At 61.2% G+C, this 26,354-nt stretch carries 22 protein-coding genes and 1 riboswitch; of the genes, 12 read left to right on the top strand and 10 right to left on the bottom strand.

What is annotated here, in order from left to right; translation table 11 throughout:
• Window positions 1-39 precede the first annotated feature (39 nt).
• Window positions 40-1,524 carry a multicopper oxidase domain-containing protein gene (locus AB0O97_RS02110; protein WP_363843554.1) on the bottom strand — a complete coding sequence of 495 codons (1,485 nt, stop codon included), beginning with the start codon at window positions 1,522-1,524 and terminating at the stop codon, window positions 40-42.
• Between the two features lie 126 nt (window positions 1,525-1,650).
• Here AB0O97_RS02110 and AB0O97_RS02115 point away from each other — a divergent pair, with 126 nt between their 5' ends.
• The 3 genes from AB0O97_RS02115 (at window position 1,651) to AB0O97_RS02125 (ending at window position 5,043) form a co-directional block, all read left to right on the top strand.
• Window positions 1,651-2,271, top strand: a complete 621-nt coding sequence (locus AB0O97_RS02115; RefSeq protein WP_363843557.1) for a LysE family transporter — start codon at window positions 1,651-1,653, stop codon at window positions 2,269-2,271.
• Between the two features lie 122 nt (window positions 2,272-2,393).
• Window positions 2,394-2,879, top strand: coding sequence for a low molecular weight protein-tyrosine-phosphatase (locus AB0O97_RS02120; RefSeq protein ID WP_363843560.1), 486 nt, complete (start codon window positions 2,394-2,396; stop codon window positions 2,877-2,879).
• Window positions 2,872-5,043 (top strand): chorismate-binding protein, encoded by a 2,172-nt coding sequence (locus AB0O97_RS02125; protein WP_363879388.1) that lies wholly within the window; start codon window positions 2,872-2,874, stop codon window positions 5,041-5,043. The genes AB0O97_RS02120 and AB0O97_RS02125 overlap by 8 nt, the downstream gene beginning before the upstream one ends.
• Window positions 5,044-5,150: 107 nt before the next feature.
• On the opposite strand, the gene cls is transcribed toward AB0O97_RS02125, so the two are convergent.
• Window positions 5,151-6,629, bottom strand: coding sequence for a cardiolipin synthase (cls, locus tag AB0O97_RS02130; protein ID WP_363879392.1), 1,479 nt, complete (start codon window positions 6,627-6,629; stop codon window positions 5,151-5,153).
• Window positions 6,630-6,813: 184 nt separating this feature from the next.
• Between cls and AB0O97_RS02135 the strand changes: the two genes are divergently transcribed.
• From AB0O97_RS02135 to AB0O97_RS02150, 4 genes are all read left to right on the top strand, one after another.
• The gene (locus AB0O97_RS02135; protein ID WP_363843569.1) at window positions 6,814-7,428 is read left to right on the top strand and encodes a DUF308 domain-containing protein; all 615 of its coding nucleotides are present in this window, start codon (window positions 6,814-6,816) and stop codon (window positions 7,426-7,428) included.
• Window positions 7,429-7,583: 155 nt separating this feature from the next.
• On the top strand, window positions 7,584-8,114 hold the full coding sequence (locus tag AB0O97_RS02140; protein ID WP_363843572.1) for a class IV adenylate cyclase: 531 nt from the start codon (window positions 7,584-7,586) through the stop codon (window positions 8,112-8,114).
• 68 nt (window positions 8,115-8,182) lie between these two features.
• Window positions 8,183-8,704, top strand: a complete 522-nt coding sequence (locus tag AB0O97_RS02145) for a GNAT family protein (RefSeq protein WP_363879395.1) — start codon at window positions 8,183-8,185, stop codon at window positions 8,702-8,704.
• Between the two features lie 77 nt (window positions 8,705-8,781).
• Window positions 8,782-9,693 carry an aminodeoxychorismate lyase gene (locus AB0O97_RS02150; RefSeq protein WP_363879398.1) on the top strand — a complete coding sequence of 304 codons (912 nt, stop codon included), beginning with the start codon at window positions 8,782-8,784 and terminating at the stop codon, window positions 9,691-9,693.
• An 8-nt stretch (window positions 9,694-9,701) separates the two neighbouring features.
• Here the strand turns inward: AB0O97_RS02150 and AB0O97_RS02155 are convergent, their stop codons facing one another.
• Window positions 9,702-10,346 (bottom strand): Pr6Pr family membrane protein, encoded by a 645-nt coding sequence (locus tag AB0O97_RS02155; RefSeq protein WP_363843580.1) that lies wholly within the window; start codon window positions 10,344-10,346, stop codon window positions 9,702-9,704.
• A gap of 112 nt (window positions 10,347-10,458) precedes the next feature.
• Window positions 10,459-10,578, top strand: a riboswitch (SAM riboswitch).
• Window positions 10,579-10,667: 89 nt separating this feature from the next.
• On the opposite strand from AB0O97_RS02155, the gene AB0O97_RS02160 reads away from it, so the two are divergent.
• The 4 genes from AB0O97_RS02160 to AB0O97_RS02175 all read left to right on the top strand — a co-directional run bounded on the left by AB0O97_RS02160 (window position 10,668) and on the right by AB0O97_RS02175 (window position 15,859).
• Window positions 10,668-10,928 carry a DUF1737 domain-containing protein gene (locus AB0O97_RS02160; protein WP_363879401.1) on the top strand — a complete coding sequence of 87 codons (261 nt, stop codon included), beginning with the start codon at window positions 10,668-10,670 and terminating at the stop codon, window positions 10,926-10,928.
• Entirely contained in the window at window positions 10,925-11,317 is a 393-nt protein-coding gene (locus tag AB0O97_RS02165) for a rhodanese-like domain-containing protein (protein WP_363879404.1), read from the top strand. The genes AB0O97_RS02160 and AB0O97_RS02165 overlap by 4 nt, the downstream gene beginning before the upstream one ends.
• Before the next feature lie 113 nt (window positions 11,318-11,430).
• Window positions 11,431-12,642: an O-succinylhomoserine sulfhydrylase gene (locus tag AB0O97_RS02170; protein ID WP_363843589.1), complete on the top strand. Its 1,212-nt coding sequence runs from the start codon at window positions 11,431-11,433 to the stop codon at window positions 12,640-12,642.
• Between the two features lie 415 nt (window positions 12,643-13,057).
• Window positions 13,058-15,859, top strand: a complete 2,802-nt coding sequence (locus tag AB0O97_RS02175) for a rhamnogalacturonan lyase (RefSeq protein WP_363879407.1) — start codon at window positions 13,058-13,060, stop codon at window positions 15,857-15,859.
• Between the two features lie 106 nt (window positions 15,860-15,965).
• On the opposite strand, the gene AB0O97_RS02180 is transcribed toward AB0O97_RS02175, so the two are convergent.
• Window positions 15,966-17,498 carry a UDP-N-acetylglucosamine 1-carboxyvinyltransferase gene (locus AB0O97_RS02180; RefSeq protein ID WP_363879410.1) on the bottom strand — a complete coding sequence of 511 codons (1,533 nt, stop codon included), beginning with the start codon at window positions 17,496-17,498 and terminating at the stop codon, window positions 15,966-15,968.
• A gap of 298 nt (window positions 17,499-17,796) precedes the next feature.
• Between AB0O97_RS02180 and AB0O97_RS02185 the strand changes: the two genes are divergently transcribed.
• On the top strand, window positions 17,797-18,981 hold the full coding sequence (locus tag AB0O97_RS02185) for a LacI family DNA-binding transcriptional regulator (RefSeq protein WP_363879413.1): 1,185 nt from the start codon (window positions 17,797-17,799) through the stop codon (window positions 18,979-18,981).
• On the opposite strand, the gene AB0O97_RS02190 is transcribed toward AB0O97_RS02185, so the two are convergent.
• The 6 genes from AB0O97_RS02190 to AB0O97_RS02215 form a co-directional block, all read right to left on the bottom strand.
• On the bottom strand, window positions 18,978-20,267 hold the full coding sequence (locus AB0O97_RS02190; protein ID WP_363879416.1) for a glycoside hydrolase family 32 protein: 1,290 nt from the start codon (window positions 20,265-20,267) through the stop codon (window positions 18,978-18,980). The genes AB0O97_RS02185 and AB0O97_RS02190 overlap by 4 nt on opposite strands.
• Window positions 20,268-20,337: 70 nt before the next feature.
• A complete protein-coding gene (locus tag AB0O97_RS02195) occupies window positions 20,338-21,225 on the bottom strand; it encodes a carbohydrate ABC transporter permease (protein ID WP_363843603.1) in 888 nt (295 codons plus the stop codon).
• Window positions 21,226-21,235: 10 nt separating this feature from the next.
• On the bottom strand, window positions 21,236-22,204 hold the full coding sequence (locus AB0O97_RS02200) for a sugar ABC transporter permease (protein ID WP_363879418.1): 969 nt from the start codon (window positions 22,202-22,204) through the stop codon (window positions 21,236-21,238).
• The gene (locus AB0O97_RS02205) at window positions 22,204-23,598 is read right to left on the bottom strand and encodes an extracellular solute-binding protein (RefSeq protein ID WP_363879421.1); all 1,395 of its coding nucleotides are present in this window, start codon (window positions 23,596-23,598) and stop codon (window positions 22,204-22,206) included. The genes AB0O97_RS02200 and AB0O97_RS02205 overlap by 1 nt, the downstream gene beginning before the upstream one ends.
• Window positions 23,599-24,000: 402 nt before the next feature.
• Window positions 24,001-24,798: an energy-coupling factor transporter transmembrane component T gene (locus AB0O97_RS02210; RefSeq protein ID WP_363879424.1), complete on the bottom strand. Its 798-nt coding sequence runs from the start codon at window positions 24,796-24,798 to the stop codon at window positions 24,001-24,003.
• A complete protein-coding gene (locus AB0O97_RS02215; protein WP_363879658.1) occupies window positions 24,795-26,354 on the bottom strand; it encodes an ATP-binding cassette domain-containing protein in 1,560 nt (519 codons plus the stop codon). The genes AB0O97_RS02210 and AB0O97_RS02215 overlap by 4 nt, the downstream gene beginning before the upstream one ends.

Below are 26,354 nucleotides of genomic sequence, written 5' to 3' on the forward strand. Positions count from 1 at the left end.
ACTGAGCCCCGCGCATAGCCACACATTGGGCGCGGCAAGCTAGGCGTCCACCACCAGGAACTGGCCCATCATGCCCATGTCTTCGTGCCAGAGCAGGTGGCAGTGGAACATGTAGGGGATCACGGGGTCGGTGAGTTCGCCGAACTGCATGAGCAGCCGGACGGTCACGCCCGGTGGCACGTAGACGGTGTCCTTCCAGCCTGCGAGTTCCGGCGGGGGCGGCTGGTTGTCCACGGTGAGAATCTGGAACTGCACGTCGTGGATGTGGAAGTTGTGCGGCTGGTTGTGGGCGTTGAACACGGTCCAGGCCTGCGTTGACCCGGCCTTGACCTCCAAGTCGATCCGGTCCATGTCCATGTGCTTGCTGTTGATGACGTTGTCACCGAGCTGGAACATCTCCATGTCCCCGGCCAGGGCGGGATCCGGGTACACCACCTCGGCCAGCTTGGCAGGAATCGGGGCGGAAGGCTTCAGCACGGAAGCCGCCTTGAGCTCGAGGATGTCCAAGGTGTCCAGGGAGCCGGACTCTGCGGCGCGCGTCTCCGAAACGCCAAGGTCCTGCGGGAACGAACGCAGCGACACGGTTTCCCCGGGAACCGACGCGACAATGATTTCGGCTCGTTCGCCCGGGGTGAGCATGAGGCGGGTCAGCGGCACGGGCGCCGCCAGGAGGCCGCCGTCGCTGCCGATCATGGTGAATGTGCGGTCATCGGAGAAGCCGAAGTTGTAACTGCGAGCGCTCGAGGCATTGAGCAGGCGCAGGCGCGTGTGCTCCGCCACCACATCCAACATGGGAGCCGCGGTGCCGTTGACCAACACCGTGCTGCCCAACATGCCGACGCCGATCCGGCCTGTCTCAACGAGCTGCCCGACGTCGTTGAACGTCTTGTCCTGGACAATGACCGGGATGTCGTCCACGCCGTAGTCGCGCGGCAGCGCCAGGGCAGCCTCTTCGTCGTCGTCGATAATGAACATGCCGCCGATCCCCTTGTAGACGTGCCGTTCCGTCTGACCGTGCGGATGCGGGTGGTACCAGAGGGTCGCCGCGGGCTGGTCGATGGTCCATGAAGGGGACCATGACTTGCCTGGTTCAACCATTTGGTGCGGACCGCCGTCGGCCGCAGCGGGTAGGCGCATGCCGTGCCAGTGCAAGGTGGTGGGCTCGTCGAGTTCGTTGCTGACATTGAGGCGAATCTCCTCGCCGCGGCGCACTCGCAGCGTCGGCCCCAAAAATGCCCCGTTGACTCCCCAGGTATCGGCTTTCCCGCCGGGCACGATCTCCGTTTGACCGGCTTGGGTCACGAGGTCAAAAACGCGCTGGCCACCCTTGAGTTCCGACTTCGCGAGCGGCGGGACGTGCAGCGGGTTGCGGAAATCAATCTGACCCGCGGTGTCCAGAGGCTTCCGGCCGGTCGGGCCGCCACACCCGGCGAGTGCGGCCATCGCGCCCACACCAAGTCCCAAGGTGGACAGTTGGAGAAAATGGCGGCGGCTGAGACCGAATCGTTGGCTGGGAGCGCTCATTTGCTTCATCATAGTTGCCACTTCTGGGAGGAACCTCGACGGCGGGGGCTCGCGCCGGATGTGTCATATCCCGTTCGATAGCCGCAAGCGGGCGGGCTCGCTGCCCATGGCACGTAAGATGAGCGGGTGCAATTCTCTCTTTGGCTGGCCCTTGCCGGCGCCGGCGCCATGATTTCCCTGACCCCGGGCGCAGGCGCCATCAACACTATGTCCAATGCGCTCACCAGCGGTTTCCGCCGCTCCTTTTGGGGCATTTTGGGCCAGCAGCTGGCTCTCGTGATCCACGTGGTCATCGTGGCAGCAGGCGTGGGCATCATCGTCTCCAACTCCCCATTCCTGTTCATGCTGATTCGCTATGGTGGCGCCGCATATCTGGTGTATTTGGGCATCCGGAAGCTACTGGCAAAGCCAGAAAAGGCCGATGCAGGGGGCGAAACTGCCACGGTGGAGTCTGGTTTCTCGATGTTCCGCCGCGGCCTGTGGGTCAATCTGCTGAATCCGAAGGCGATTGTCTTCTTTTTGGCGTTCATGCCCCAGTTCATCCGTCCCGCCGAGCCACTGCTGCCCCAGTACGTGATCTTGACAGCCACGGTGGTGGCCATTGACATCGTCGTCATGTGGTTCATCTTTGCCGCGGGGGCCAAGCAGCTCAAACACCTCACTACCAGCCCGCGCGGACAGTTGATCCTGAACCGGATCTTCGGCATCTTGTTTATCGTTGTGGGTATCTTGTTGGCACTGGTCTAGCACCACTGACGCTGGACAGCGGAACCGGCAGCCCGGCAGCACCGCGCCCGGCAGCCCGGCAGCCCGACGGCCCGACAGCACCGCGCGCCTGCTCCAAAGCACTACGCCGATAGACTGATTCAATGACCACCCCGTACCGGATCCTCACCGTCTGCACAGGCAATATTTGCCGCTCCCCCATGGCTGAATTCATGGTGTCGCATGCTGCTGCGCAGGCCGGCCTGAACGTTGAAGTGGACTCTGCGGGAACCTCGGCGTGGGAGGTGGGGAACCCCATGGATCCGCGAGCTTTAGCTGTCTTGGCCCGCCACGGGATCGAGGCCACAGGCCACACAGCACGCACATTCAACCCGGCTTGGTATGCCGAACGCGACCTGATTCTGGCGCTGGATATTGACCACTACGAGGACTTACGTGCCTTGGCCCCGAACGCGGCGGCCGCTGACAAAGTGCGCATGTTGCGTTCCTTTGACCCCGAAGTTGCCCATGCCGAACCCAAGCAGCAAGGAATTTACGATCCTTGGTACGGCGACGCCAAGGACTTTGACGTCAGCTGGGACCTGATCTCCGCAGCACTCTCCGGCATTGTGGCGCACGCCCGTGGCTAGGCCGGTCATCATCGCAGTGGACGGCCGTTCCGGTGCAGGAAAAACCACTGTTGCTGTTGAATTGGCAGCCCTATTGCGCCGTCACCGCGCTGTGTCGTTGTTCCACCTCGAGGACATCTACCCTGGTTGGGACGGCCTCGCAGGTGGCGTGGAACGCTATATTGATTCCGTTTTGCAGCCCCTTCATCAAGGCCTCCCCGCTACGTGGACCGCGTGGGATTGGGAGGCAAAGCACGACGGCGCCTCCCGGACCACCGCCGTTGCACCGGTGGTCATTGTCGAAGGTGTGGGTTCCTCGCATGGGCGGGCTGCCGACTTCTTGGATGCGATTGTTTGGGTGGATGCCCCCAGCGACGCCCGAAAAATGCGGGCGCTGGAACGTGACGGTGAAACGTACGCTCCTTTCTGGGACAGCTGGGCCGCGCAGGAGGATCGGCTACTTGGCAATACCGGTGGCACGGACGCCGCTGCCGTGGCTAGCGCAACGGCCGACATCGTGGTCGATGGCAGTAACGGTGTTGCCAATGCCCCGGCCCCCGTCCTCGACGCTCTCACCCAGCTCCCTGCCATGGAACATGTGCTGGGACCCGAACTGGCTCGGCGCCGCGGACTGGAATTTTCCGCCGTCCGCATTGAGGGCCTGCCTCCCGTTGAGGAGCTGTTTCACACACTGTACGGGCAGTCCCGGAACGCAGTGTGGCTCGATAGTTCCATTGCCCGGATCGACGCAAACGAGGAGCCTGCAAGCGTAGAAACCATAGGGGCCGCCTTGGACGGACCCGGCCCCGTCGGTAAGGATCCAGCAGCGGCCAGATCTAGGTTCTCCATCATGGCCGATGACTTAGGCCGTTTTGGGCAGCTGGCCCGCCACGAAAATGACGTCACCACTGTGACTGCCGGGCAACTCACTACCCGCATCCGCGGACCCTTCTTCAACTGGCTCGATTCGGTGTGGGGCCGGAAAGCTGTCCGGGCACCACAGCATTACCCCGGCGATTTCACGCTCGGCTGGCTAGGCTATCTGGGCTATGAGCTCAAAGCCGAAACCGGTGGGACGGCTGCGCACACCACGGATTCCCTGCCTGACGCCATGCTGCTCTTTGCTGGCCGCGCCGTAGTTCTGGACCACCACGACGATTGCCTGTACGTCTTGACCTTGACCGGCCCGCATCAGCCCGGCGCCGTCGCCGAAGCGGCCAGCTTTCTCGCCTCTGTCCGGGAAGCGGTTCGCACTACGCACGCCGCTTCCCACCCCGCTACACCCACCGCACCAGCCAACCTCCCGGCGTCGAGCATCCACAGTGGCGCGCCCGTTTTCACGGCTCGGGACGGCGAGCACCGGTATAAGGACATGATCGCGGCAGCGCAGGCCCAGATCTACGAGGGCAACTCCTACGAGGTCTGCCTGACAACCACGCTGGAGTCGGCGCTGCCGCAACGGCTCGATTCCTGGACAACGTATCAGGCGTTGAGAAAGCGCAATCCGGCGCCGTTTGCGGCATTTTTGCGCCTAGGCAGATTGAGTATTTGCAGCACGTCCCCTGAACGTTTCCTCCGTATTGATGCCGACGGTTTGATGCGGGCCGAACCGATCAAGGGGACCCGGCGCCGCGACAGTGACCCGGCCGCCGACGCCGCGCTCAAACAGGATCTACTCACCTCGCTCAAGGACCGGGCGGAGAATGTGATGATCGTGGACCTGCTCCGCAACGACCTCTCGCGCTTCGCTCTGCCGAATTCGTTGACCGTGCCGCGGCTGTGTGCGATCGAAAGTTACGCCACTGTACATCAGATGGTCAGTACCATCGAGGCGCAGCTGGCACCCGGTAATTCGCGCGCGCAGGCCGTGGCCGCTGCCTTCCCCGCCGGGTCCATGACGGGGGCCCCGAAAATCAGCACCATGGCCATCCTGGACGATCTCGAAGCTGGTCCGCGCGGCATCTATTCTGGCGCCATAGGCTATTTTTCGCTCAATGCGGCCACCGATCTATCAGTGGTGATCCGCACCTTGGTTCTCCAAGACACGGACGACGGCGGCACGCACCTTTCGTTGGGGATCGGCGGTGCCATCACGGCCGACTCCGAGGACGATGCCGAATGGGATGAGATTCAGGCCAAAGCGCACGGCGTTTTATCCACGCTGGGCTCTAACTTCCCACACTGAATCGCACGATTTTACGATTAGAGGGGTGCCTAATCGTAAAAGGTTCAGAAAATCAGGCGATCCTTTTACGATTAGCACCTAGCTAATCGTAAAATCCGCCGAAGAAGCTACTGAATGGTGGCCGTCAGCCGGGCCACGTTGTCCACATAACGGGCCAGCATGGGCCGGTTAACCCATTCGTCCAGGCTCAGTTCTCGAGAGATGGAGCGGTAGTGATCCTCAACCTCATGCATCCGCTTGACCACGTCGCTGTCGATCATCATGACAGTGACTTCAAGGTTGAGGGAGAAACTACGCATGTCCATATTGGAGGAACCGATCACGGCCACGTCAGAGTCCACAGTGAAGTGCTTGGCATGCAGCACAAACGGCTTGGGATACAAATAGATCCGCACCCCGGCTTTCAACAACGCCTCGTAGTAGGAACGCTGGGCATGGTGGACCAGGAACTGATCCCCTACTTCGGAAACAAACAGCTCAACAACAACGCCCCGTTGAGCGGCGGTGGTGATGGCGTATAGCAGTGAATCGTCCGGCACAAAATAGGGGCTGGAGATGGTGATGCACTCTTCAGCCGAGTAGAGCAGGGTGTTAAACAAGCGCAGGTTGTTCTCGGTGACAAACCCCGGACCACTGGGAACCACCTGGCAGAGCGAACCGTCGGCGTAGGAATCCCAATGGTGGGTGGCCAGCTGATCCAGCAGGCTTTCTTCGGTCTCGGAGGACCAGTCCGTGGAGAACATGACATTGAGGGTTCCCACAATAGGGCCCTCCAGACGGGACATGAGCTCTACCCATTCGCGCCCAATCTTGCGGTTCTTCTTTTTGCGATAGGAGGGCTCAACGACGTTCTGTGAACCGGTGTACCCCACACGCCCATCGACCACCAGGATCTTGCGGTGGTTGCGCAAGTCGGGTCTGCGCCATTGACCCTTGACGGGTAACAGCGGCAACATGCGGCGCCATTCAATCTGGCTGGCCTTGAGCCGTCGAACCATCCCTCGATAGCCGGGGACTCGTGCCGAGCCAATATGGTCAAACAGCACTCGCACTCGAACACCCCGCGCTGCAGCAGCTTCAAGCTCCGAGAAGAGCCGGTCGGTGCAGTGATCCGAGCTCATAATGTAAAACTCGGCATTAACGTAGTGAACGGCCTTGCTGACATCATCAGCCATCGCGTCAAGCGACTCCTGATAGCCCTCAATGAGCCGGACAGAATTAGCCCCCAGAGCCGGGAAGGAACCGAGATTACGGTTCAACTCAATAGCCGATTTCACCCAGGCCGGGCCCTCATATTCCGGGACCAGTTCTGCAATTTCTTTGGTCCCTTCCACCACTTGACGGTTAACGTCATCCTGCTTCTCCCGACGCCGTCGTGAGAGTCGGAAGTTGCCAAACATGAGGAAGAGGACCAAGCCAATGTAGGGCAGGAAGAAAATGCACAGCAGCCAGGCCATGGCGGTGGTAGGGCGGCGATTACCGGGGATGATGCCGAGCATGACAACACGAATCACCAAGTCAGCGAGCATCAGCAGCGACGTAAGCCAGATGCTGCCGGTTGGAAAACTAAATGCTGTCCAGATCATCCAGTCATCCCCTTTTTTCGCCAGCGCGTCAGCCGCGACCTCACGGCAACTACAAATGACAACAGCCTATAGGCAAATGCTCCTGTCGCAGCGCTCTGTAAAACGTCCCGACACATCGAGTACGGGACACTGCTATCCGGATAAGCTGGCTTGTAATTTCACTAAGAAACCAAGGACTAATGCCGTGAGTATTCCTAGCAGCCCCCAAGTCACTTTTGACTCCTTCGCACTTGACCCCCACAAGCTCACGGCCGCGGCCATCAAGGGCCTTCGAATCGCGTTTGGCGTCAGCGGCGCCGCGGCCTTGATTCTGGGCGTCATCCTCCTTGTCTGGCCCACAAAAACCTTGGCCGTCGTGGCGGTGATCTTGGGCATCAACTTCCTCATCACCGGTGCAATCAAGATCGCCATCGGCATCTTCAGCCACAGCCTTTCGGCAGGAACACGCATTCTGGATGTGCTGCTGGGTCTGTTCATCCTGGTCGCCGGCATCATCGCCATACGCAATTCGGCGGCCACGGGCGAGGCGCTAATGATCTTTACGGTCATCATGATCGGCATCGGCTGGATTATCGAAGGCATCATCGCCATGGCCGAGGCCGGCAAAAGCTCCAGCCGCCTGTGGGCCATCGTCTTCGGCGCACTGAGCGTCATCGCTGGCGTCGTGGTGCTGGCAGTTCCCGGTTGGACCGCTGCATGGTTGCTGCTCATCACCGCGATCATGCTGATTGTGCTGGGCGTGGTGGGCTTGATCCGCGCCTTCACCTTCGGCAAGTCTGTGCTGGCTAGGCTCAGTTAGTTTTCCAAGTACGACGGCGGCACTCGGCACACGCCGGGTGCCGCCGTTTCGCTGTGGCGCGGTACCGCTATCCGAGAAGGATCGAGAATCGACCAGTTCACTGATGGAGCACCCCAGATCCCTTCTTCACAACAGCTCCGTGGTTGAGTGGAATCATGCCGACAAACATCGAAATCAAAGCCCGTGTGGACAGTCTCGAAAGGTTGGTCCCCGTTGTCGCTGCCATGGCTGGCGGGGAACCCGAACAGCTTGTACAGGACGATACTTTTTTCAGTTGTCCGAACGGGAGGCTAAAACTTCGGGTTCTGTCTGATGGGCGTGGCGTGCTGATCTACTACCGCAGGGAAGACGAACTCGGGCCGAAGCCGTCCTTCTACGTTCATTCTGAAACGTCAGATCCAGACGGGCTGAGATCGGTTCTGGCTGTTGCCTATGGTGAGGTTGGACGTGTGCGGAAGCACCGCATGGTGTTCGGCGTTGGCCAAACAAGGGTGCATCTGGACCGTGTTGATGGCCTCGGTGAATTCCTAGAACTTGAAGTCACGCTCCAAGACGCATTGACATCTGACGCCGCCGTTGCCGAAGCTCACCGACTTATTGCTGCATTCGGAATCGATGAAAGTGCGCTCGTCAAGGGCGCCTATCTGGATCTTCTCAACGCCGAAAATGTCATATACCCCCACTAGAGGTGCTTTCCTGGGGCGAGATCCAACTCGGTGGATCGGGTGAGTGAATGTCCATAAACTTTGTTCCAATGACGCCCGCAGACGCTGAAGACGTCGTCAGTTTTCTGGCGCGCAACCGTTTCCCCTTCCGTGTTCAGGCAGCGCCGCATGCACCGGACGTACGGGCGGGGATTGCGAAGGGCCGCTTCTGGAATGAGGACACCCAGGGCTATTGGGTCACTCAGGACGAAAACCAGATCGGCATGGCGGCGCTTGAGGATTTGCAAGAAGACGACACCCCGCTTTTCGATCTGCGCCTAGAGGAATCCCATCGCGGCCAAGGCTTGGGGGTTCCCGTGCTCCGGGCACTCTGTGATTTGGTTTTTCACGCCATGCCGAACACTCGACGCTTCGAGGGCCAAACCAGAGAAGACAACATCGCCATGCGCAAGACTTTCCTCCGCGCAGGATTCGTCAAGGAAGCCCACTACCGTTTGGCCTGGCCCACCAGCGACGGCGGACATCTTGCCTCGATCGCTTACTCAATCCTGCGTCAGGACTGGGAGAACGGCACCGTGAGCCGCTTCGAATGGGAGGACCTCAAGTTCTAGAGTTCCGGCCGCACTAAGGCGAGGGGCCCCGGCCGAGGAACGATGGTTGGGGAGCGGGTGGGGATATGCTCGACACCATGACTGTTTTGGTGTTCCTAGACCCCGCCCATCCGCACGGCAGGCTGGCAGATCCCGCCCAGCCGAGCATTCTGGCCACGGACCAGGGCGTCACCCGCGGCGATGGCATCTTCGAATCGATGCTGGCCGTGGACGGCGCAACTCGCAAAATTCAAGCTCATCTTGACCGGCTCGCCACATCCGCCCGCACCATGGACTTGGAGATTCCGGCTGCGGAGCTGTGGCAAGCCGCCATCACGACGGCGCTCACGGCTTACTCCGTCAGCGATGCCGCCGCTACCGGCGAGCCAGGTCAATGTGTGGTGAAGCTGGTCGTCACCCGCGGGCCCGAGGGCGCCAACTCCCCCACAGCCTGGGTTACGGTCAGCCCAGTCTCGCTCGCACTGGCCGCACAACGCGCCAAGGGCTTGGACGTCCTACTACTGGAGCGCGGCTACGACAGCGACATTTCTGCCCGCGCACCGTGGCTACTGATGGGCGCCAAAACCCTTTCCTACGCCGTCAATATGGCGGCCTTGCGCCACGCCCATAGCCAAGGCGCCGATGACGTGATCTTTACCAGCGGCGACCAGCTCGTACTGGAAGGGCCGACGTCGTCGGTACTTTTGGCACACATCTCCGACGACTCCGGCGTGCCAGTCAAGCGACTCATCACGCCCCATCTGGACACCGGAATCCTGCCCGGCACCACGCAAGGCGCCCTCTTTGCAGCCGCAAAAGCCGCAGGCTGGGAGCTGGGTTACGGGCCTGTTACTCCGGCTGATCTGCTGGATGCCGATGCCGTGTGGTTGATTTCCAGCCTGCGTCTGTTGGCTCCCGTTAACACCATTGACGGCCAAGAGATTGGCACGCCGGAGATCCGTTCGGAGTTGACAGCGGAACTTTCAAGGCTTCTCGCACAGACCCTCTAACTGCCGAGTTAAACCGCAGAAGCTGCCACTGCCCGCCGGGCCGAGCGCCCGCTCAGCCAATTACCCAACCACATGATCAGAAATGTCATGGCCACGAAGGCCACGGCGATGATGAGGCAAGTCAGCAGGACGGGACCATATCCGCCGTCGGACGGGTTGAGGAAGGGGTAGGCGTACCAGGTGATGGCCGCGCCGCGAATGATCGAATACGCCAAATACGCCAGCGGGAACGCGATGGCGACGAGCACGCGTTTGTAGGCGATGGGGTGGCGCGGCGGGGTGATGAGCCAGTCGGCCACGATCGCCACAGGCATCACATAGTGCAGCCACGTGTTGATCCAGGGCAGGAGCGAACCCAAATCCACATCGCGCAGCAGGGCGCTGAAGACGATTCCCACCAACGCCATGCACACCACGGAAATGCAGCGCAACAGCGCCCACGCGGGTCCCAGATCCTTGCCGCGCCAGCTCAGCACCGACTCCACCACCAGCACCACGGCGGCAAAAATATTGGAGAGGTTGGTGAAATAGCTGAAGAAGTTCAGCACGCTGAAGCCGTGGCCAATGTGAATGCCCAGCTGGATTCCCACGGCGACCAAGGTCACCGCGCCAAAGAGGAAACGGACGGCGATGAAGGCGCGGCTGAGGCTCATGGATTCATACTGTCAGCTCATGGGCTGCGCGTCTGTAGTGCTGCCGTCATTTTGCGCCATACATGCACTTCTTAGGGTCCCAAGGGGCGGTGGATGTGTTAGTTTCAAAGGGAGTAATGAGTGCCAGTGTCAAGCCCTGACTTGCTGGCCGGCAACCCTCTTTCCGGCGGGGTGCCTCAGGTGACTACTCGGCAAACCCAGCTTCCACGGCTGAAGTTTGCAAGCGCGAACCCCGGTGCGGTAACTCAATGTCCAAATTTTTTGAGCACCGTCCTCAGCTCTCGCTTGCAGCCTTGCGGCCACTTGCAATGAGGAGAGAACATGTCCGCGGACGAATCACCCCTGGCCTACCGGCTCATCACCGGTCCCGACGATCGCTCCTTCTGCGAGCGCATCTCAGCAGCCCTCGACGAAGGCTATGTGCTTCACGGAGGGCCGGCCGTCACCTTTAATGGCACGAACGTGATCTGCGCCCAGGCCGTGATCCTCCCCCAGGCAGTTGCCAGTAGCGACGCCGCCGTGGCTAACGCAGTGGACGATCTGGACGCCGAGCTGGAGTTCGACGGCGAGGGCATCGCGTGAGCTACGCAGGGGATCTGGCCCCGGCAACAGCTTGGGAACACCTAGCTGCCGGAGCCACCCTGGTGGATGTGCGCACCGAAGGTGAATGGACGCATATTGGCGTCCCCGACGTTTCCGCGCTGAACTCCGAACCGGTCTTCATCCAGTGGAATCTGTCTGACGGCACCAACAACCCCCAGTTCCTGGAACAGCTACAGGCCGCAGTGCCCGCCGAGAAGCCGCTGGTTTTGCTGTGCCGTTCGGGCGTCCGATCCATCGCGGCGGCCGAGGCAGCAACTGCGGCCGGCTACACGGCGTACAACGTACTCGAGGGATTCGAGGGTCAACCCGACCGCTTCGGCGACCGTGTCCTGAACGGTTGGAAAAACCGCAATCTACCCTGGTACTAACGCCTTTCCTCGGAACGCGGCATGCGGAACGCCGCGTCCCGCGCGTCTGCACTGTGCCATCGCATGCCAGCATCCAGCCTCCTCACTCACCAGCGAATGCCAAGGACAAGTAATTGAGCAACTTTAACGAGCACGCAGCCACCTGGTCCCCGGACACGGCTGCCGTGCGCGGCGGGCTTGACCGCACCAACTTCCAAGAGACCTCCGAGGCCCTGTTTCTGAACTCCGGCTTTGTGTACGAATCCGCCGAGGCCGCCGAGGCGTCCTTCACCGGAGAAGTGGACCGTTTTGTGTACTCGCGGTACGGCAACCCGTCCGTGGCCACGTTTCAGGAACGGTTGCGGCTACTCGAAGGCAAAGAAGCGTGCTTTGCGACGGCGTCCGGCATGTCCGCCGTATTCACCGCTTTGGGTGCCTTGTTGGGTGCCGGGGACCGGGTGGTGGCGTCGCGCTCACTGTTCGGCTCCTGCTTTGTGATACTGAATGAGCTGCTCCCGCGCTGGGGTGTGGAGACGGTGTTCGTTGACGGACCGGATCTGGATCAGTGGCGCGAGGCGTTGAGTGTGCCCACCACGGCCGTCTTCTTTGAATCCCCATCCAACCCCATGCAGGAAATTGTGGATGTTCAGGCCGTGTGCGATCTAGCCCATGCGGCGGGCGCGCAAGTGGTGGCGGACAACGTCTTCGCCACTCCCCTGTTGCAAAAGTGCGGCGACTTTGGTGCGGACATCATTGTGTACTCGGGCACCAAGCACATTGACGGTCAGGGCCGGGTGCTGGGCGGCGCCATCTTGGGCACCAAGGAATTCATCGATGGACCGGTCAAAAACCTGATGCGCCACACGGGGCCGGCATTGTCTGCCTTCAATGCTTGGGTGCTGACCAAAGGCCTGGAAACCATGAATCTGCGCGTGACACATTCCTGCAACAACGCACTGGCACTGGGCAAATTCCTAGAATCAGCACCGCAGGTAGCACGCGTGCTGTACCCGCATCTCCCCTCACACCCACAGTACGAGCTGGCCAAGAAGCAGATGAAGGCTGGCGGTACCGTGTTGACGTTCGAGCTGGCCGAACCCGCCAACGGCACCCGAAAGGATGCTGCCTTTGCGCTGCTCAATTCCCTATCCATCATCGATATTTCCAATAACCTTGGCGATACCAAATCACTCATCACGCACCCGGCCACTACCACGCACCGCGCTATGGGTCCGGAAGGCCGCGCAGCCATCGGACTCTCTGACGGTTTCTTGCGCCTCTCCGTTGGCCTCGAGGACGTAGAGGATCTGAAGCAGGATCTGGCCGCGGCACTGGCGGCTATCTAGTCGGCTGCACTTCCCCCTTCCCCACAAGCAGCGCGCCTTGCGCACCACGCTCGGGTAACCCGCGTCACATAGCTAATTCGCAAAGAAATTTTGTATCGATTCATTGACCTTCGACACAGTCTCGTGCAAGATGGGCGGTAAGCGTTTTCCTGACTGCTTTTCATCACTCACTTCTACCCCGATTTCAACCCTGCACGACTCTTCACCTCGTGGCCCTCTTCGTGCCACGAGGCGATCGGGCATGCCACCACCCGGTTTCGGCGTGCAACTATCGCCACCAAGAAGCCAGCCGTACGCCAGCTCCTTCACAGTCTTGACGCTCACCGACCGCCTCGCTTCACCCACGGTAGCTGAGGTGGACGCAGCACAGTTTCACAACACTTCCTCCACCGTTTCAACAACAGCAAGGGAATCAATGACGAATCTCAAAAAGAGGCCGCGCAGCATTTATGGCAGTGCTTTTGCCAGCGCCGCGGTCGTAACCTGCCTTATTGCCGGAACAGCTTCAGCCGCTGTGGCCGCACCTGGCGACGCTGTAGCAACCACCCCCGTGAGCGCCGTACAGCTCGAAGCCCTTGACCGGGGTCTCGTTGCGGTTTCCACGGACCACGGCGTATTCCTCAGCTGGCGTCTCTTGGCTTCAGAAACCTCGGGCGCATCGGACACGGGTGTCTTGGGTCCTGACTTTGTTGTGTACCGGGATGGCACCAAGATCGCCACCGTCACCGACAGCACAAACTTCTCGGATCCCAGCGGTGCGTCGAAAGCCAGCTACACCGTAGCGCCCGTGGTCAACGGGATTGAGATGGCTGCCAGCACCTCTGTAAACGCGTGGGCCGAGGGCTATTACGACTTGCCGCTGCAGCGCCCGGCCGACGGCGTCACTCCTGTCGGCGAGGCGTACAGCTACTCAGCTAATGACGTTTCCGTAGGCGATGTTGACGGTGACGGCGTGTACGAATACATCGTCAAATGGGACCCGTCCAACTCAAAGGACGTCTCCCAGATTGGCTACACAGGTCCGGTGTTTTTGGATACCTACAGAATTGACGGAACACTTCTGAACCGTATTGATCTTGGGGTCAATATCCGGGCCGGCGCGCACTATACACAGTTCATGGTCTACGACTTCGACGGCGATGGCCGTTCCGAGACCATCCTCAAGACCGCTCCCGGCACAAAGTCCACGAGCTACGACGCCACGGGAAAAGCCACAAGCGAAGCCTTCGTCACCTTGCCGCAAGCCGATATTGACGCCGGCTACTCCACCAGCGACGACTACCGTTTGAGCACCGAAGATTACTACACCCACGTGGTGAAAATGTTCCAGGACTGGACCAAGCACCCGGAAGTTGTTGCCGGTAACTGGCCTGCAACGCTGGAAGAAGCCTTTGGCATCCCCGTAACGCACAGCTACCCCCTGTCGCAGAGCAGCGCCGAAGAGCTCGCCGACTACTTCATTGATGGGTACGCACCCTCCCGCAGCGGCCGTAATGTCCTACGCAACTTTGAGGGCTTTATTGTTGACGGTCCAGAATACTTGACCGTCTTTGACAGTGCCTCGGGCAAGGAATTGCAGACCATCAACTACGAGCCGGGCCGCGGCGATGACGGCCTGCTCTGGGGCGATTACGCCATGTCCCGCATTGAGCCGGGGAACCGCGTTGACCGCTTTCTGGCAGGTGTTGCGTACCTTGACGGAACCCACCCCTCGGCCGTTTTTGCGCGCGGTTACTACACCCGCACCACCATGGCCACCTATGACTGGGACGGCACAAATCTGAAACAGCGCTGGTTGATCGACAGCGGGCACGCCCCCATGAGCAACCCTTTCAACGATTCACCTCACGGCGTTGATGGATCTGATCCGGTGTACGGGACACTCACAACACAGGGCTTCCACTCACTCAGCGCCGCAGATGTTGACGGTGACGGCAAGCAGGAAATTGTTTATGGCTCCGCCACCATCGATGACGACGGCAGCATCCTGTACTCCTCCAAGGATGTACTTCCGGAAGGCAGCGCTGCCCCGGGCGAATCGGCTCGCTTGGGTCATGGCGATGCCATGCATGTGGCTGACATTGATCCCAGCCGCCCGGGTCTGGAGATTTTCACGGTTCATGAGGGCGGTGCCGGCGCACCCTACGGATCCGCTTTGCGTGACGCCAAAACCGGTGAGGTCCTGTTGGGCGCCTACTCCGGCAAGGACACCGGCCGCGGCATGATTGGTGATGTTCGCAGCGACGTTCCCGGGCTTGAAGTATGGTCCAGTATGCCCGGTGGCACTGACGCCAGCGGCCTGCTGAGTTCCGCTGGCGCGATCCTCTCGGCCGAAACTCCCGGCACCAACCAGTCAATTCACTGGGCGGCCGACATGACCACGCAGCTGCTCAACGGCAGCGGAACGGGCACTCCCACCATTGACGATTGGACGGATGGTACGGTCCTGACCGCTACCGGAACGCTGAGCAACAACGGCACCAAGGGCAACGCCTCGCTCATTGCTGATGTGTTTGGTGACTGGCGCGAGGAATTGCTGCTGCGTACCGAGGACTCTTCGGCGCTGCGCATTTACACGAGCACCGAAGTCACCACGCATAAGCTACCCACGCCCATGCAGGATGTGCAGTACCGGGCCGAAGTTGCTCGCCAGAACACCACCTACAATCAGCCCAGTTACACCTCTTACTACTTGGCCAGCGACATGGATTTCAAAAATGTCCCGCTCCTGACAACGGAAATCACCCCGGCTGCCCCTCAGTTCCAGGACCTGCCGGGAACGGCTCAAGACAGTGTGCGAGTTACGCCAACGGCGGGTATTGATTGGTATGTGAACGGGAAATTGCTGACCGCTACCCACGGCACGGCCGCTGTTCGAGGCGATGCCACCGTGGTCGCCGTGCCGCAGCCCTGGTACCGCTTCACCACGGACGCCCAGGTTCAGTGGACGGCAACGTTGACCGACGTTGCCGCACCGTCTCCCTCGGCAACAGTTACCGCTGAGCCGAGCAATCCGGCATCGAATGTTCCGGCCCCGAGCACGTCCGCTACCGAGACGGGCACCGGCACCGACTCAGCCACCGACACAAACGCCGACCTGGCCAACACAGGCTTTGGCAGTATGGTGCCCCTGGCAATTGCTTTGGGCTTGGGCGCCGTGGGCGTCTTGCTGGTACTGCTCAATGGGCGCAAGAGGCGCGCCAAGGTGCGCCACTGAGCGTCCTTAGCTAAGTCTCATAACCGGCAGTTCCTGTTCTAAGGCCGACGGCGGGAGGTTCCCCTTGACACAAAGGGAACCTCCCGCCGTCGCACTTTTGCAGGCTTTAGTCCTGGAAGTATTCGATCTCGGCGCCGATGGTGTTCAGGCGCTCGGCCAGATCCTCGTAGCCGCGCTCGATCACGTAAATATTGCGCAACTCGCTGGTTCCCTTGGCGGCAAGCATGGCCAACAGAATGCAGGCTGCCGGGCGCAGTGCGGGCGGGCAGCCAATTTCGGCGGCGCGCCAGGCGACCGGGCCCTTGATGTCGATGCGGTGCGGATCCAGCAGGCGGACGCCGGCGCCGAGGCGGTTCAGTTCCGTCAGGTAGATGGCGCGGCCTTCGTAGACCCAGTCGTGAATCATGGTGGTGCCTTCGGCGCAGGAGGCGATCACGGCGAAGAACGGCAGGTTATCAATGTTCAGGCCGGGGAACGGCATGGCATGGATCTTGTCCTGCGCGGCCTTCAGCTCAGAGGGCAAGGTGGTGATGTCCACGAGGCGGGTCTTGCCGTTGCGGGCCATGTACTCGGGGGACTTCAGGTAGCGGAAGCCCATCTGCTCGAGCACCTTGAGTTCAATTTCCATGAACTCGATGGGCACGCGCGTCACGGTGACCTCGGACTTGGTCACGATGCCGGCGGTGATCAGGCTCATGGCCTCGATGGGGTCCTCGGACGGCGCGTACTCAATATCGACGTCGATGCGGGACTTGCCCTTGATGGTCAGCGTGGTGGAACCAACGCCGTCAACGCTGACACCCAAACCCTGCAAGTAGAAGCAAAGATCCTGCACCATGTAGTTGGGGCTGGCGTTGCGGATCACGGTGGTGCCTTCGCGGTGCGCGGCGGCCATGATGGCGTTTTCGGTGACGGTGTCGCCACGTTCGGTCAACACAAAGGTGCGGTCTTCGGTGTCGGAGAGCGGAGCCTGCACCTGGTAGAAACCGTCGTGCGCATTGACGTCCAATCCGAACTCGCGCAGCGCCTGCATGTGCGGCTCCACGGTGCGGGTGCCGAGATCGCAACCACCGGCGTAGGGGATGCGGTAGGTGTTTTCTTCGTCCAGCAGCGGGCCCAGCAGCATGATGACGCTACGGGTGCGCTTGGCTGCGGCAATGTCCATGGCAGCAAGGTCCAGCACGGCGGGGCGGCGGATCAGCAGATCGTTGTCGTGGAGCCAGGTGCACTCGACACCGATGGAGGTCAGCAGCTCCACAATGCGGTTGACTTCTTCGATGCGGGCCAGGCGTCGCAAGGTGGTGGTGCCGCGGTTGAGCAAGCTGGCACAGAGCAGGGCAACGCCAGCATTCTTGCTGGTGTTGACCTCGACGCTGCCGGAAAGCTGGTGGCCACCATGGACGCGCAGATGCGTCACGGCACTCTTGGCGGGTGCACCAAAGTTGAAGAGGTTCGCTTCGAGCAGGGTCTCCATGCGCTGGATCATCTTCAGGCTCAGATTCTGCTTGCCCTGTTCCATGCGGGCCACCGCGCTTTGGCTGGTGCCCAAATGGGATGCCAATTCACCCTGGGTCCAGCCCTTTTCAGTGCGCGCATCTCGCACGAGTACGCCAACGGTTTCTGCAGCCACTTGAGTCATGACATTATTTATATCACGGGATGCATATTTCACATGTTTTTTGTGAGCGATCTGGCAAAACCTATCCTTTTGGACCAAATTTAACCGTTACATGCGATAAGTGCGGCTTCGGCGCTGGATCGCACTGGATCGCGCCTTAGGTTGCCGCAGCTTTGCCCTGGCAATCGATCACTTACGCCAGCGTGCCTCACTGCCTCTACGGTACCCCGCCCCGGCGTCGCGCCCTGAACCGTGGCACGAACCACGCCGCAAGATTCCCGCGATAGGCTTGACCTCACACGATTTAGGAGGCCACCACATGGCTCGCAAGGCAACCTCGCAGGACGTCGCCAACCGTGCTGGCGTCTCCCGCAGCGCGGTGAGCTTTGTGCTCAACGGCCGCGCCGACGGCAATATTGCCAAGGACAAGCAGCTCCGCATTTTGGCTGCCGCTAAAGAACTGAACTACACACCCAACGCGGTGGCCCGATCGTTGCAAAGTCAGAGCACACACACCATTGGTGTGGTCACCGACGCCATTGCCGGTGGTCCATTTGCGGGAAAGCTGCTGCAGGGCGCCAGCAACGCCGCGTTCAATGCCGGCTACTTGCTCCTGGTGATCGAAACCCAAAGTGATGAACTTCGCGAAGACATCGCCTTCACCACTCTGCTGAACCGTCAGGTGGACGCGCTCATTTTCGCCGCCGAAAGTCTGCGTGAACACCAGCCTCATCCCTCCATGAACAACGTCCCGGCACTACTCGCTAACAGCTTTGACCCGTCAGGAACCCGGCGTTCCATCATTCCCGACGAGGTTTTCGGCGGCCGCACCGCTGCACAACTCCTCCTCGACGCCGGCCACAGCAACATCGCTTACCTGTCCGGCGGGCACGAACTCGTGGCCACCGGGCTGCGCACCGAGGGCGTCAACGCCGCCGTCAAGGCCGCCGGCCTAGCCCCGATCCCCACTCTGGAAGCCGGCTGGGAGATCAGTGACGGTTACACCGCCGCCATGCGTCTTTTCACGGACGACGGCGTGTCCCCAGCCAGGCGCGCGGGTTCCCCTGGCTCGGGTTCTACGGGTTCTACGGGTTCTGGCCACACTGATAGGGGCCCCACCGGCGTGGTGTGCGCCAACGACCGGGTGGCCATGGGCGTCATTCTGGCCTGTGGAAAGTTGGGGCTACGCGTGCCTGAAGACGTGAGCATTGTGGGCTATGACGACGACGAACCTCTCGCCAGGACAGCAGTACCGGGGCTCACCACCGTATCCTTGCCCCACCGCGAAATGGGCGAAATGGCCGTGAAACTACTGCTGGAGGACCTCTCTTCCCCGGGCACGTCTTCCCCGGGCACGGCAAAAGCCGCCACAGCAGCCGGCGCCACCACCAGAACCCCTGAAGCTCGCTCCAAAGAGAGCTCCGCAGGATCCTTTACACCGATCTTGGTGCAGGGTTCTGTGGTGATGCGCGGTTCCGTGGCGGCTCCGCCGAGCCGGGGTTAGAGCGCCAGCTTATGAACTGTGGCTGCGCCCCGCACCAGGAAGTATGAGGTCGCTGTGGGGTAGGCCCTTACCGTTGTGGCCTGACCGTCCGCAGTAAAGATTTCCAGCAGTGAGCCATCAACCAGGATGCGTCCACCATCTACGGCCGCAACAACCCGTTGAACTGCACCGTGGGCTTCTCCATCCACCAGAACCAATTCCACAGCTCCGTCGGCGAGGATTTCAAAGGCGCGGCTGGTGGCCGGCACAGCGAACTGTTCAGAATCTCCCGCCGTACTCTCATGCAGAATCCCGGCACGCAGCGTGGCAACTTCAGCCACCGGTTCCGAGCGCAAGGCTCCGTCGCGGAACGAAAGTACGCGCGCATAGCTGAGCACACCAGCCCATCCCGAGGCGAGGATATCGGCGTCGTTCCTTGATTTTTCCCAGCTCCAGCCCCACATGAGTGTGCGCGGTTCCTCGGCTGTTCCGGCCACCACTTGGGGTGCATAGAAATCGGGGCCAGCATCGATCAGGCCGCCGCCGGTAGGCAGGAATTTTAGACCCGAACCGCCTTCGCTCAGCTCGCCCGTCAGGTAGGTGACGCGGTCCAAACTATGGTCCTCGCGGTTCCAGAGCGAGAGCATGAGCACCCACTGGCCGTCGACAACAAATAGCTGCGGACATTCCCAGATCTGCGCCGGAGCCCACTCTTGGGCTACTCCCGAGCCGCCAGTCACCAGCGGGCCCAGATACTCCCAGTTGGTCATGGTGTGGCAGCGGTAGAGCAGGATGACGGGGGTGCCATCCTTGTAACCGGCACCCTGGATGGCGTATTGGGTGCCCTCAAAGGTAAACAGGAAGGGGTCGCGGACATCGCCAATATTTGGCTCGTCCGGCATGCCCAAAATGCCCTGCTGCTCCTGCTTCCACTCGGTCAGGGCCCTGTCCGAGGTGGCCGTCATGACCTGTGAATCATGCTCGGTCTCAGCGATGCCGGTGTAGTACGCGGTGGGCACATCGCCGTCCAAAGCAATCACGCCGGACCAGGCACCGACGGCGTCCGCAGCACCCTTACGCGGATACAGCGCGATGGGCTGCTGCGTCCAGCGGACCAAATCTGTGGAGGTGGCGTGCCCCCAGTGGACGTTGCCGTGGGTGGGCGCGTCCGGGTTGAACTGGAAGAACAGGTGATGAACGCCGTCGACCTTGATGCAGCCGTTGGGGTCATTGATCCAGCCCTGATCCGGGCGGCCGTGCAGTGCGGGAAACGCGGGGTCCAGGAAGGCGGGGTCGGTGGTGCTCACAGCTAGTGCTCCTTGATGGTGTTGATGAGGTTTTTGGGGTTCTGGGGGTTTTGGGGGCTCTGTTGCTTGGTCATTTGTTGATGCCAGCGGTCAGGCCTTCACGCAAATAGCGCTGGCCAAAGAGGAAGACCACCAGTGCCGGGATCATGGAAAGCACCACGCCGGCGAGCACGGTGGAGACCGATCCGGTGCCCATATTTCCTTGCAGCGACACCAGACCCAGTGGCATGGTGAAGTTTTCCTCGCTGATGGTCATGATCAGTGGCCGGAAGAATTCATTCCAGTGGAAGTTGAAGGCGAGGATGCCCACGATGGCGAGTCCGGGCCAGGCCAGCGGCAGGTAAACGGAACGGAAGGTGCGCAAGGGGGATGCGCCGTCGATCGCTGCAGCTTCAGCAAGCTCACCGGGCAAACCGATGAAGAACTGGCGCATCAAGAAGGTGCCAAACGCCGTCGGAATGGCCGGCAGAATCAGGGCCATCAGGGTGTCCGAAAGGCCCATGCCGCGGATCAGCATAAAGACCGGAACAATCGTGACCTGCATGGGGACCATCATGGTGGCCAGGACAACGCTGAACAGTATGCCGCGGCCCTTGAAGTCGATGCGGGCAAACACGTAGCCGGCCAATGCTGCGGTGAACATTTGGCCCACGGCGATGATGCCGGTGACGAGGGCCGAGTTCCAAATCAACAGCCACATATTCACTTGCGTGAACACATCGGCGTAAGAGCTAAAGTCGAGGCCGCCAGAGAAGATGGAACCGCCGGCACCGAGCGATTCGGTGGGTGGGCGCATGGAGGTCAGCACGGTCCAGAGAACCGGGCCCAGCGTCAGGAAGGTTGCAGCAATGAGAATGGCGGCCCGGCCGGCGGTGCGCCCGGAAACTTGGAATTTTTTGCGGGGCGCTGGGGTGCGGCCCGGTGCGGAACTGCTTTCTTTCACGGAAAGGGTGGTCATGGCACGGCTCCTAGTTGTAGTGCACGAAGCGTCGTGAGAGGCGGAATTGGATGGCCGTCACCAGCATGATCAGCAGCGTCAGCACAATGCCGATGGCAAAGGCGCGGCCGAAATCGAGCTGCTTGAAGGCTGTCTCGTAGATGACCATGACTGCGGTGCGAGTGGAATCGCCGGGCCCGCCACGGGTGATGACGTACGGCTGGTCAAAGATCTGCAGAGCGGAAATGATCGCCATGACGCTGGCCACCAGGAGGGTGGGGCTCAGCAGCGGCAGCGTGATGTTTTTGAATTGCTTCCAACCCGTAGCCCCGTCAATGGAGGAGGCTTCATACATTTCAGTGGGGATGGAACTCAAGCCACCAATGATGAGCAGGAACGTGAAGCCGAAGTTCTGCCACACATATACCAGGATGATGACGATCATGGCCCCGGCCTGCGAGGTCAGCCATGGCACGGCCGGGATCCCAATCAGGCCGATGACCTTGTTGACCAGACCAAAGTTCTGATTGAACAAATAGCTCATGATGATGGAGACGCTGGAGGCTGACAGCACCAGCGGGAAGAAGAATGCCGAGCGGAAGAAGGTCCGCAACCAGTTAGGCATCCTCGACTGGATCAGCACGGCCAGTCCAATGGACACCGTCAACTGCAGGCTGACCGCCACCACCACAAAGCCCATGGTGTTCAGAAACGCCGTTCTGACGGTGGGGTCTGCTCCGATAGCAACGAAGTTATCGACGCCCACAAATTCCGGGGCGCTGATGATGTCCCAACGGAAGAATGCCAGCGTCAAGGACGCCACAATGGGCACCAAAGTGAAGATGGCAATGCCGATAATGGTGGGTGCCAGGAAGAGTGCTGCCAAGCCTTTGGCGCCTTTGTCCTTGCCGGAGCCACGCTGCGCCGAGGAACGGCGGCCGGGGCCGCGGGGGCCGGCGGGCGCTGTTTCTGACGGGGAAATTTTCACTGTGGTGGACATCAGACCCTCCTCAGAGCCAGCTCGAGGTCACGCTGCAGCGTGGACAGGGCGGGCCGAACATCGGCTGCGGAGCCAGTGACGGCGCCAAGGACATTTTTGATCAGGGCACTTTCCACCGCGGCCTGCTGCGGCGGGGCGGGGATGGGTCCGGAACTGGGGAACTTATCGAGCGTGTCGTAGAAGACCTGCCAGTGGGCCGGGCCCTTGCCTGAATACAGCGCCTCATTGACCATGGAGCGGCGCGTAGGGGTGGTGTTGGGGTTCGGCATGGCCAACTCCATGGCTTCCTTGGAAGCACAGAACTTGATCCATTCCCACGCCTCATCCTTACGGGTGGAGGTCTTCATGATGGCGTAACCAGCAGCGCCAAATTGGTGCCGTTGCGTGCGCCATTTCGGGAAGAACTGCACGTCAAAGGCATCTTCGGCCATGCCAGCTTCGTGGAGACCCTGCACCCAGTAGCCGCCAGCCGGAGTGGTGCCAATGAGGCCCGAGGCGAACTGGGCTACGAGCTCATTGCCGCCACCCTGCGCCGGACTGGTGCCCAGGCCTTCGGCCACGAGCGTGCGCAGAAACTCAAAGCTCTCAGCCACTCGGGGATCCTCGGCGTTGGGTTCTAGCCATTGGTAACCGCCGGAGCGCATGCCGCGCGTGGGATCGTTGGCATAGAACTTGTCCCAGAACCAGTTGCCGCCCGTGCTCCGAGTTTCCTTCAGGAAGCTCGTGTCATTGACGTACAGCCACGGCACCACTCCACCGAAGAGCCGGTTGGTCCAGTAGTACGGGACAAACTGTTTGCCGCCGGTCTTCTTCATGGCAGTGAGGGAATTGTAGAAATCGTGGTGCGTCCAGTTGTCACCAGGCCGGGCTAGTCCGGCCTTTTCAAAGGCGCCGGTGTTCAAATACATGTTGGCACTGTTGAAATCGAGCGGGAGCTGGAACAAGCTGCCCTGGTACATGAACGCCTCAACCAGCGAAGGGTGAACATCGTCGAAGTAGTCCTGCACCTCCGACTGGTCCCGCTTTACGAACGCATCCAGCGGTTCAGCCAATCGTTCGGCAAAGAGCTGTGCCCCCTCCGTAGCCACCAGCACCACATCGGGTGAGGTTCCGGCGGCGACCATGGTGAGGATCTTGGCGAAAAAATCGCCCCAGTCTGCGCCCTGAATGGCCTGAATCCGCACCTTGATGTTGGGATGGGCTGCGGAGAATGCCTTCACCAAGTTGGCACGGCTCGCCGCATCTTGAGCATTGCCAAGGATGGCAACGTTGAGCGAATCAGATCCCCGTCCGGGGATGTCCGCTCCGGTCAGCCGGGGCCAGCTTGCCCCGACAGCACCCACGGATCCAATGCCCAGCAAACTCAGCATCGCCCGTCTTGATACATCACTCATGTTGCCTCCTCGCAACTACCTAACGCGTGTTAGGAATCATGACAGAGGAACCTAACGCGTGTCAAGTATGAGGCGTGTCACATTTCTGAAGTTCTGCGTACGAGGACATATCTATGGTTCGGGGATCCTATTACGGTTCCCCGGGCTCCCCGCCCGCGCCAAGAAATCCATGAAATCCAGCCAACCCATGAAATCGAGCCAACCCCGCCCGTGACTGTGCAGCTTGTGCGGCTAGGGTCGTTCCCACGCCGCAACGCAGCCATAGCTGCATAGTCCCGGTCCGGAAGCTCGGGACCGGGGGCCGTCCGGAAGCTCGGGACCGGGGGCGATCCGGAAGCTCGGGACCGGAGCGGGGCCAGGCCGGGCCGGGGGCGGAGGAGGTCCGCCCCCGGCCCTGAGCTTCTAGCCGAACACCGGATTCCAGGTGCCTAGTACCACGGCGGCGCTCACGGAGACTGTCGCGATGAGAACTCCGCCGACAACAACCCACAAGTCTCGCTGCGAATAAGTAGATTCCCGGGCCCAAGTGCGCGCTCCCGCACCGAAGCCTTTAGCTTCCATGGTGGTGGCGAGCCGCGTGGCACGCCGCACCGCCTGCACCAACAACGCCATAGCTTGGCCCAGCTGAGCCTTGAGCCCACGGAAAAGACCCTTCCCGCCGCCCACGCCCCGGGCACGGCGAGCCATGCCCAGGGTTTGCCACTCTGTCACCAGCAAACCCACGAGCCGCATGGCTGCAAGCGCGCCGAGGACAAAACGGTGTGGCAAACGTAGCTTTTGTGCCAGTGCGTCGGCCAGATCGGTGGGGTCGGTGGAGGCCAGGACAATGACTCCGGGCAGGGCAATAGCCAGACCACGGAGTGCGATGGCCACTCCCGCTTCCAACGATCCGGAAGTGAACGTTACGGGCCCCAAAGAGAACAGTAGTTCTCCCGTCTTAGGGGCCAAGAGGGCTGTCCCATAACCACCCACCACGGCTGCCATCAGGATGGGCCAGCCGCGTATCAACAGCATCCGCAGACTCAAACCGGCCAGGGGAAGCAACGCGCACTCCAGGATCAAGGCGGAGGTGGCCGAGACCCAATCCACGCTAATCAGCAGCACGATGGTCAGGGCCATGCCGGCGCCCAACTTAGCGAGCGGGTTCGCCTGTGCCAGCCATGCCGTGGACCGGGGCACAGCCACAATGTCAACGCTCATGGGTGCAACCTCGCAGCCTTTTGCCGCACCCGCGGATTCGGCACATCAGCAAATCCATCCGCGCCTCCCAGGACCAGCCGTTCTCCGCCCAGAACCGCGGTGAAGGCGGCGTCATGCGTCACCGAAACAACGGCAGTTCCGGCGTCCAACAGCTCAGTCAGCATGGACGCTAGTTCCGCCCACGTATTGGCATCCTGACCAAATGTTGGCTCATCCAAAACCAAGATCTGCGGGCTAGCTGCCAGCACTGTGGCCACGGACAAGCGGCGCTTTTCTCCGCCCGACAGCGTGAACGGGTTCGCATCCGCCAGATGTTCTAGCCGCAACCGCGCCAATAGCTCCTCGACCAGCTCGCCACCGTGGCCCAAAATCTTCGGCGCAAACAACAACTCATCTCGGACACTGTGCGCCACGAATTGATGCTCAGGCTCCTGAAAAACCGTGCCGATTCTGCTAATCAGCTCACGCCCACGCCACGACAACGGCCGGGCCCCTGCCCCCCGAGCCAACTCCGGCAGCGCACACAAACGGCCGCCGGCAGGCGCCAATAATCCGGCCAGCGTCAGCGCCAGCGTCGACTTGCCCGCACCGTTGGGTCCGGTCACACTCAGCGCGTGACCAGCGCGCACCTCAACAGAAGGGACGACGGCGGCCGGTACCACCGGGCGACGCTTGCGTCCCTTGGTGCGGGAGACCGCGAGATCTTCCGCTTCGAGCAGCAGGTGCGCTCCGGCGTCGAACGTTTTCAGGCCTAAGGCGCTCCGCGGCCGGACCGCCGGGAGGTACCCTGGAACCCAGATACCCGCCGCCGCCAGTAGCTCCCTACTTTGGGCAAGGACGGTCGCGGGCGGGCCATCGAAGAGGACACCGCCAGGTTGGCCCAGACCGGCCGGGGCCAGAACCACGATCCGATCCACCACTTCTAGCCAGACCGAGACCCGGTGCTCCACGACCACCAGCGTGGCCCCGGATTCATCCAGGCTGCGGCGCACGGCATCGCGGACCTCCACCACTCCGGCCGGATCAAGGTTGGCGGTGGGTTCATCCAGGAGCAGCAGGCCAGGACGCATGGCTAGCATTCCGGCTAAGCCAAGGCGTTGCTTCTGTCCGCCGGAGAGGGAAGAACTGGGATGATCCAGGGGCAGCTCAAGGCCCACGGACTCCAGTGCGGCGCCCACGCGGCGCCAGATTTCCTCACGTGGAACACAGAGGTTTTCGGCCCCAAACGCGACGTCATCACCTATACGCGAGAGCACCACCTGTGCATCCGGATCCTGTTGCATGAGCCCAGAACGGCCACGGGATTCTGCCACGGGACGGCCATCGATGAGCAGCTGGCCCGATTCGTTGGCGTCCTCATCATCACCCAGCACACCGGCCAAGGCATGCAGGAACGTGGACTTACCTGCCCCGGAAGGACCCAGCAACAAGACGCGCTCCCCCGGTTCGATCTCCAGATCCAAGTCTGCAACGGCCCGGCCACTACGGCCCGAATGCTGCCAGCCCCAACCCTTGGCACTGACTCTCGCCGGGGCGCTGCCCCGGTTGCGCTGAAT

Origin of the sequence: Specibacter sp. NPDC078692 (genome assembly GCF_040686835.1) — a bacterium.
GTDB lineage: Bacteria > Actinomycetota > Actinomycetes > Actinomycetales > Micrococcaceae > Specibacter.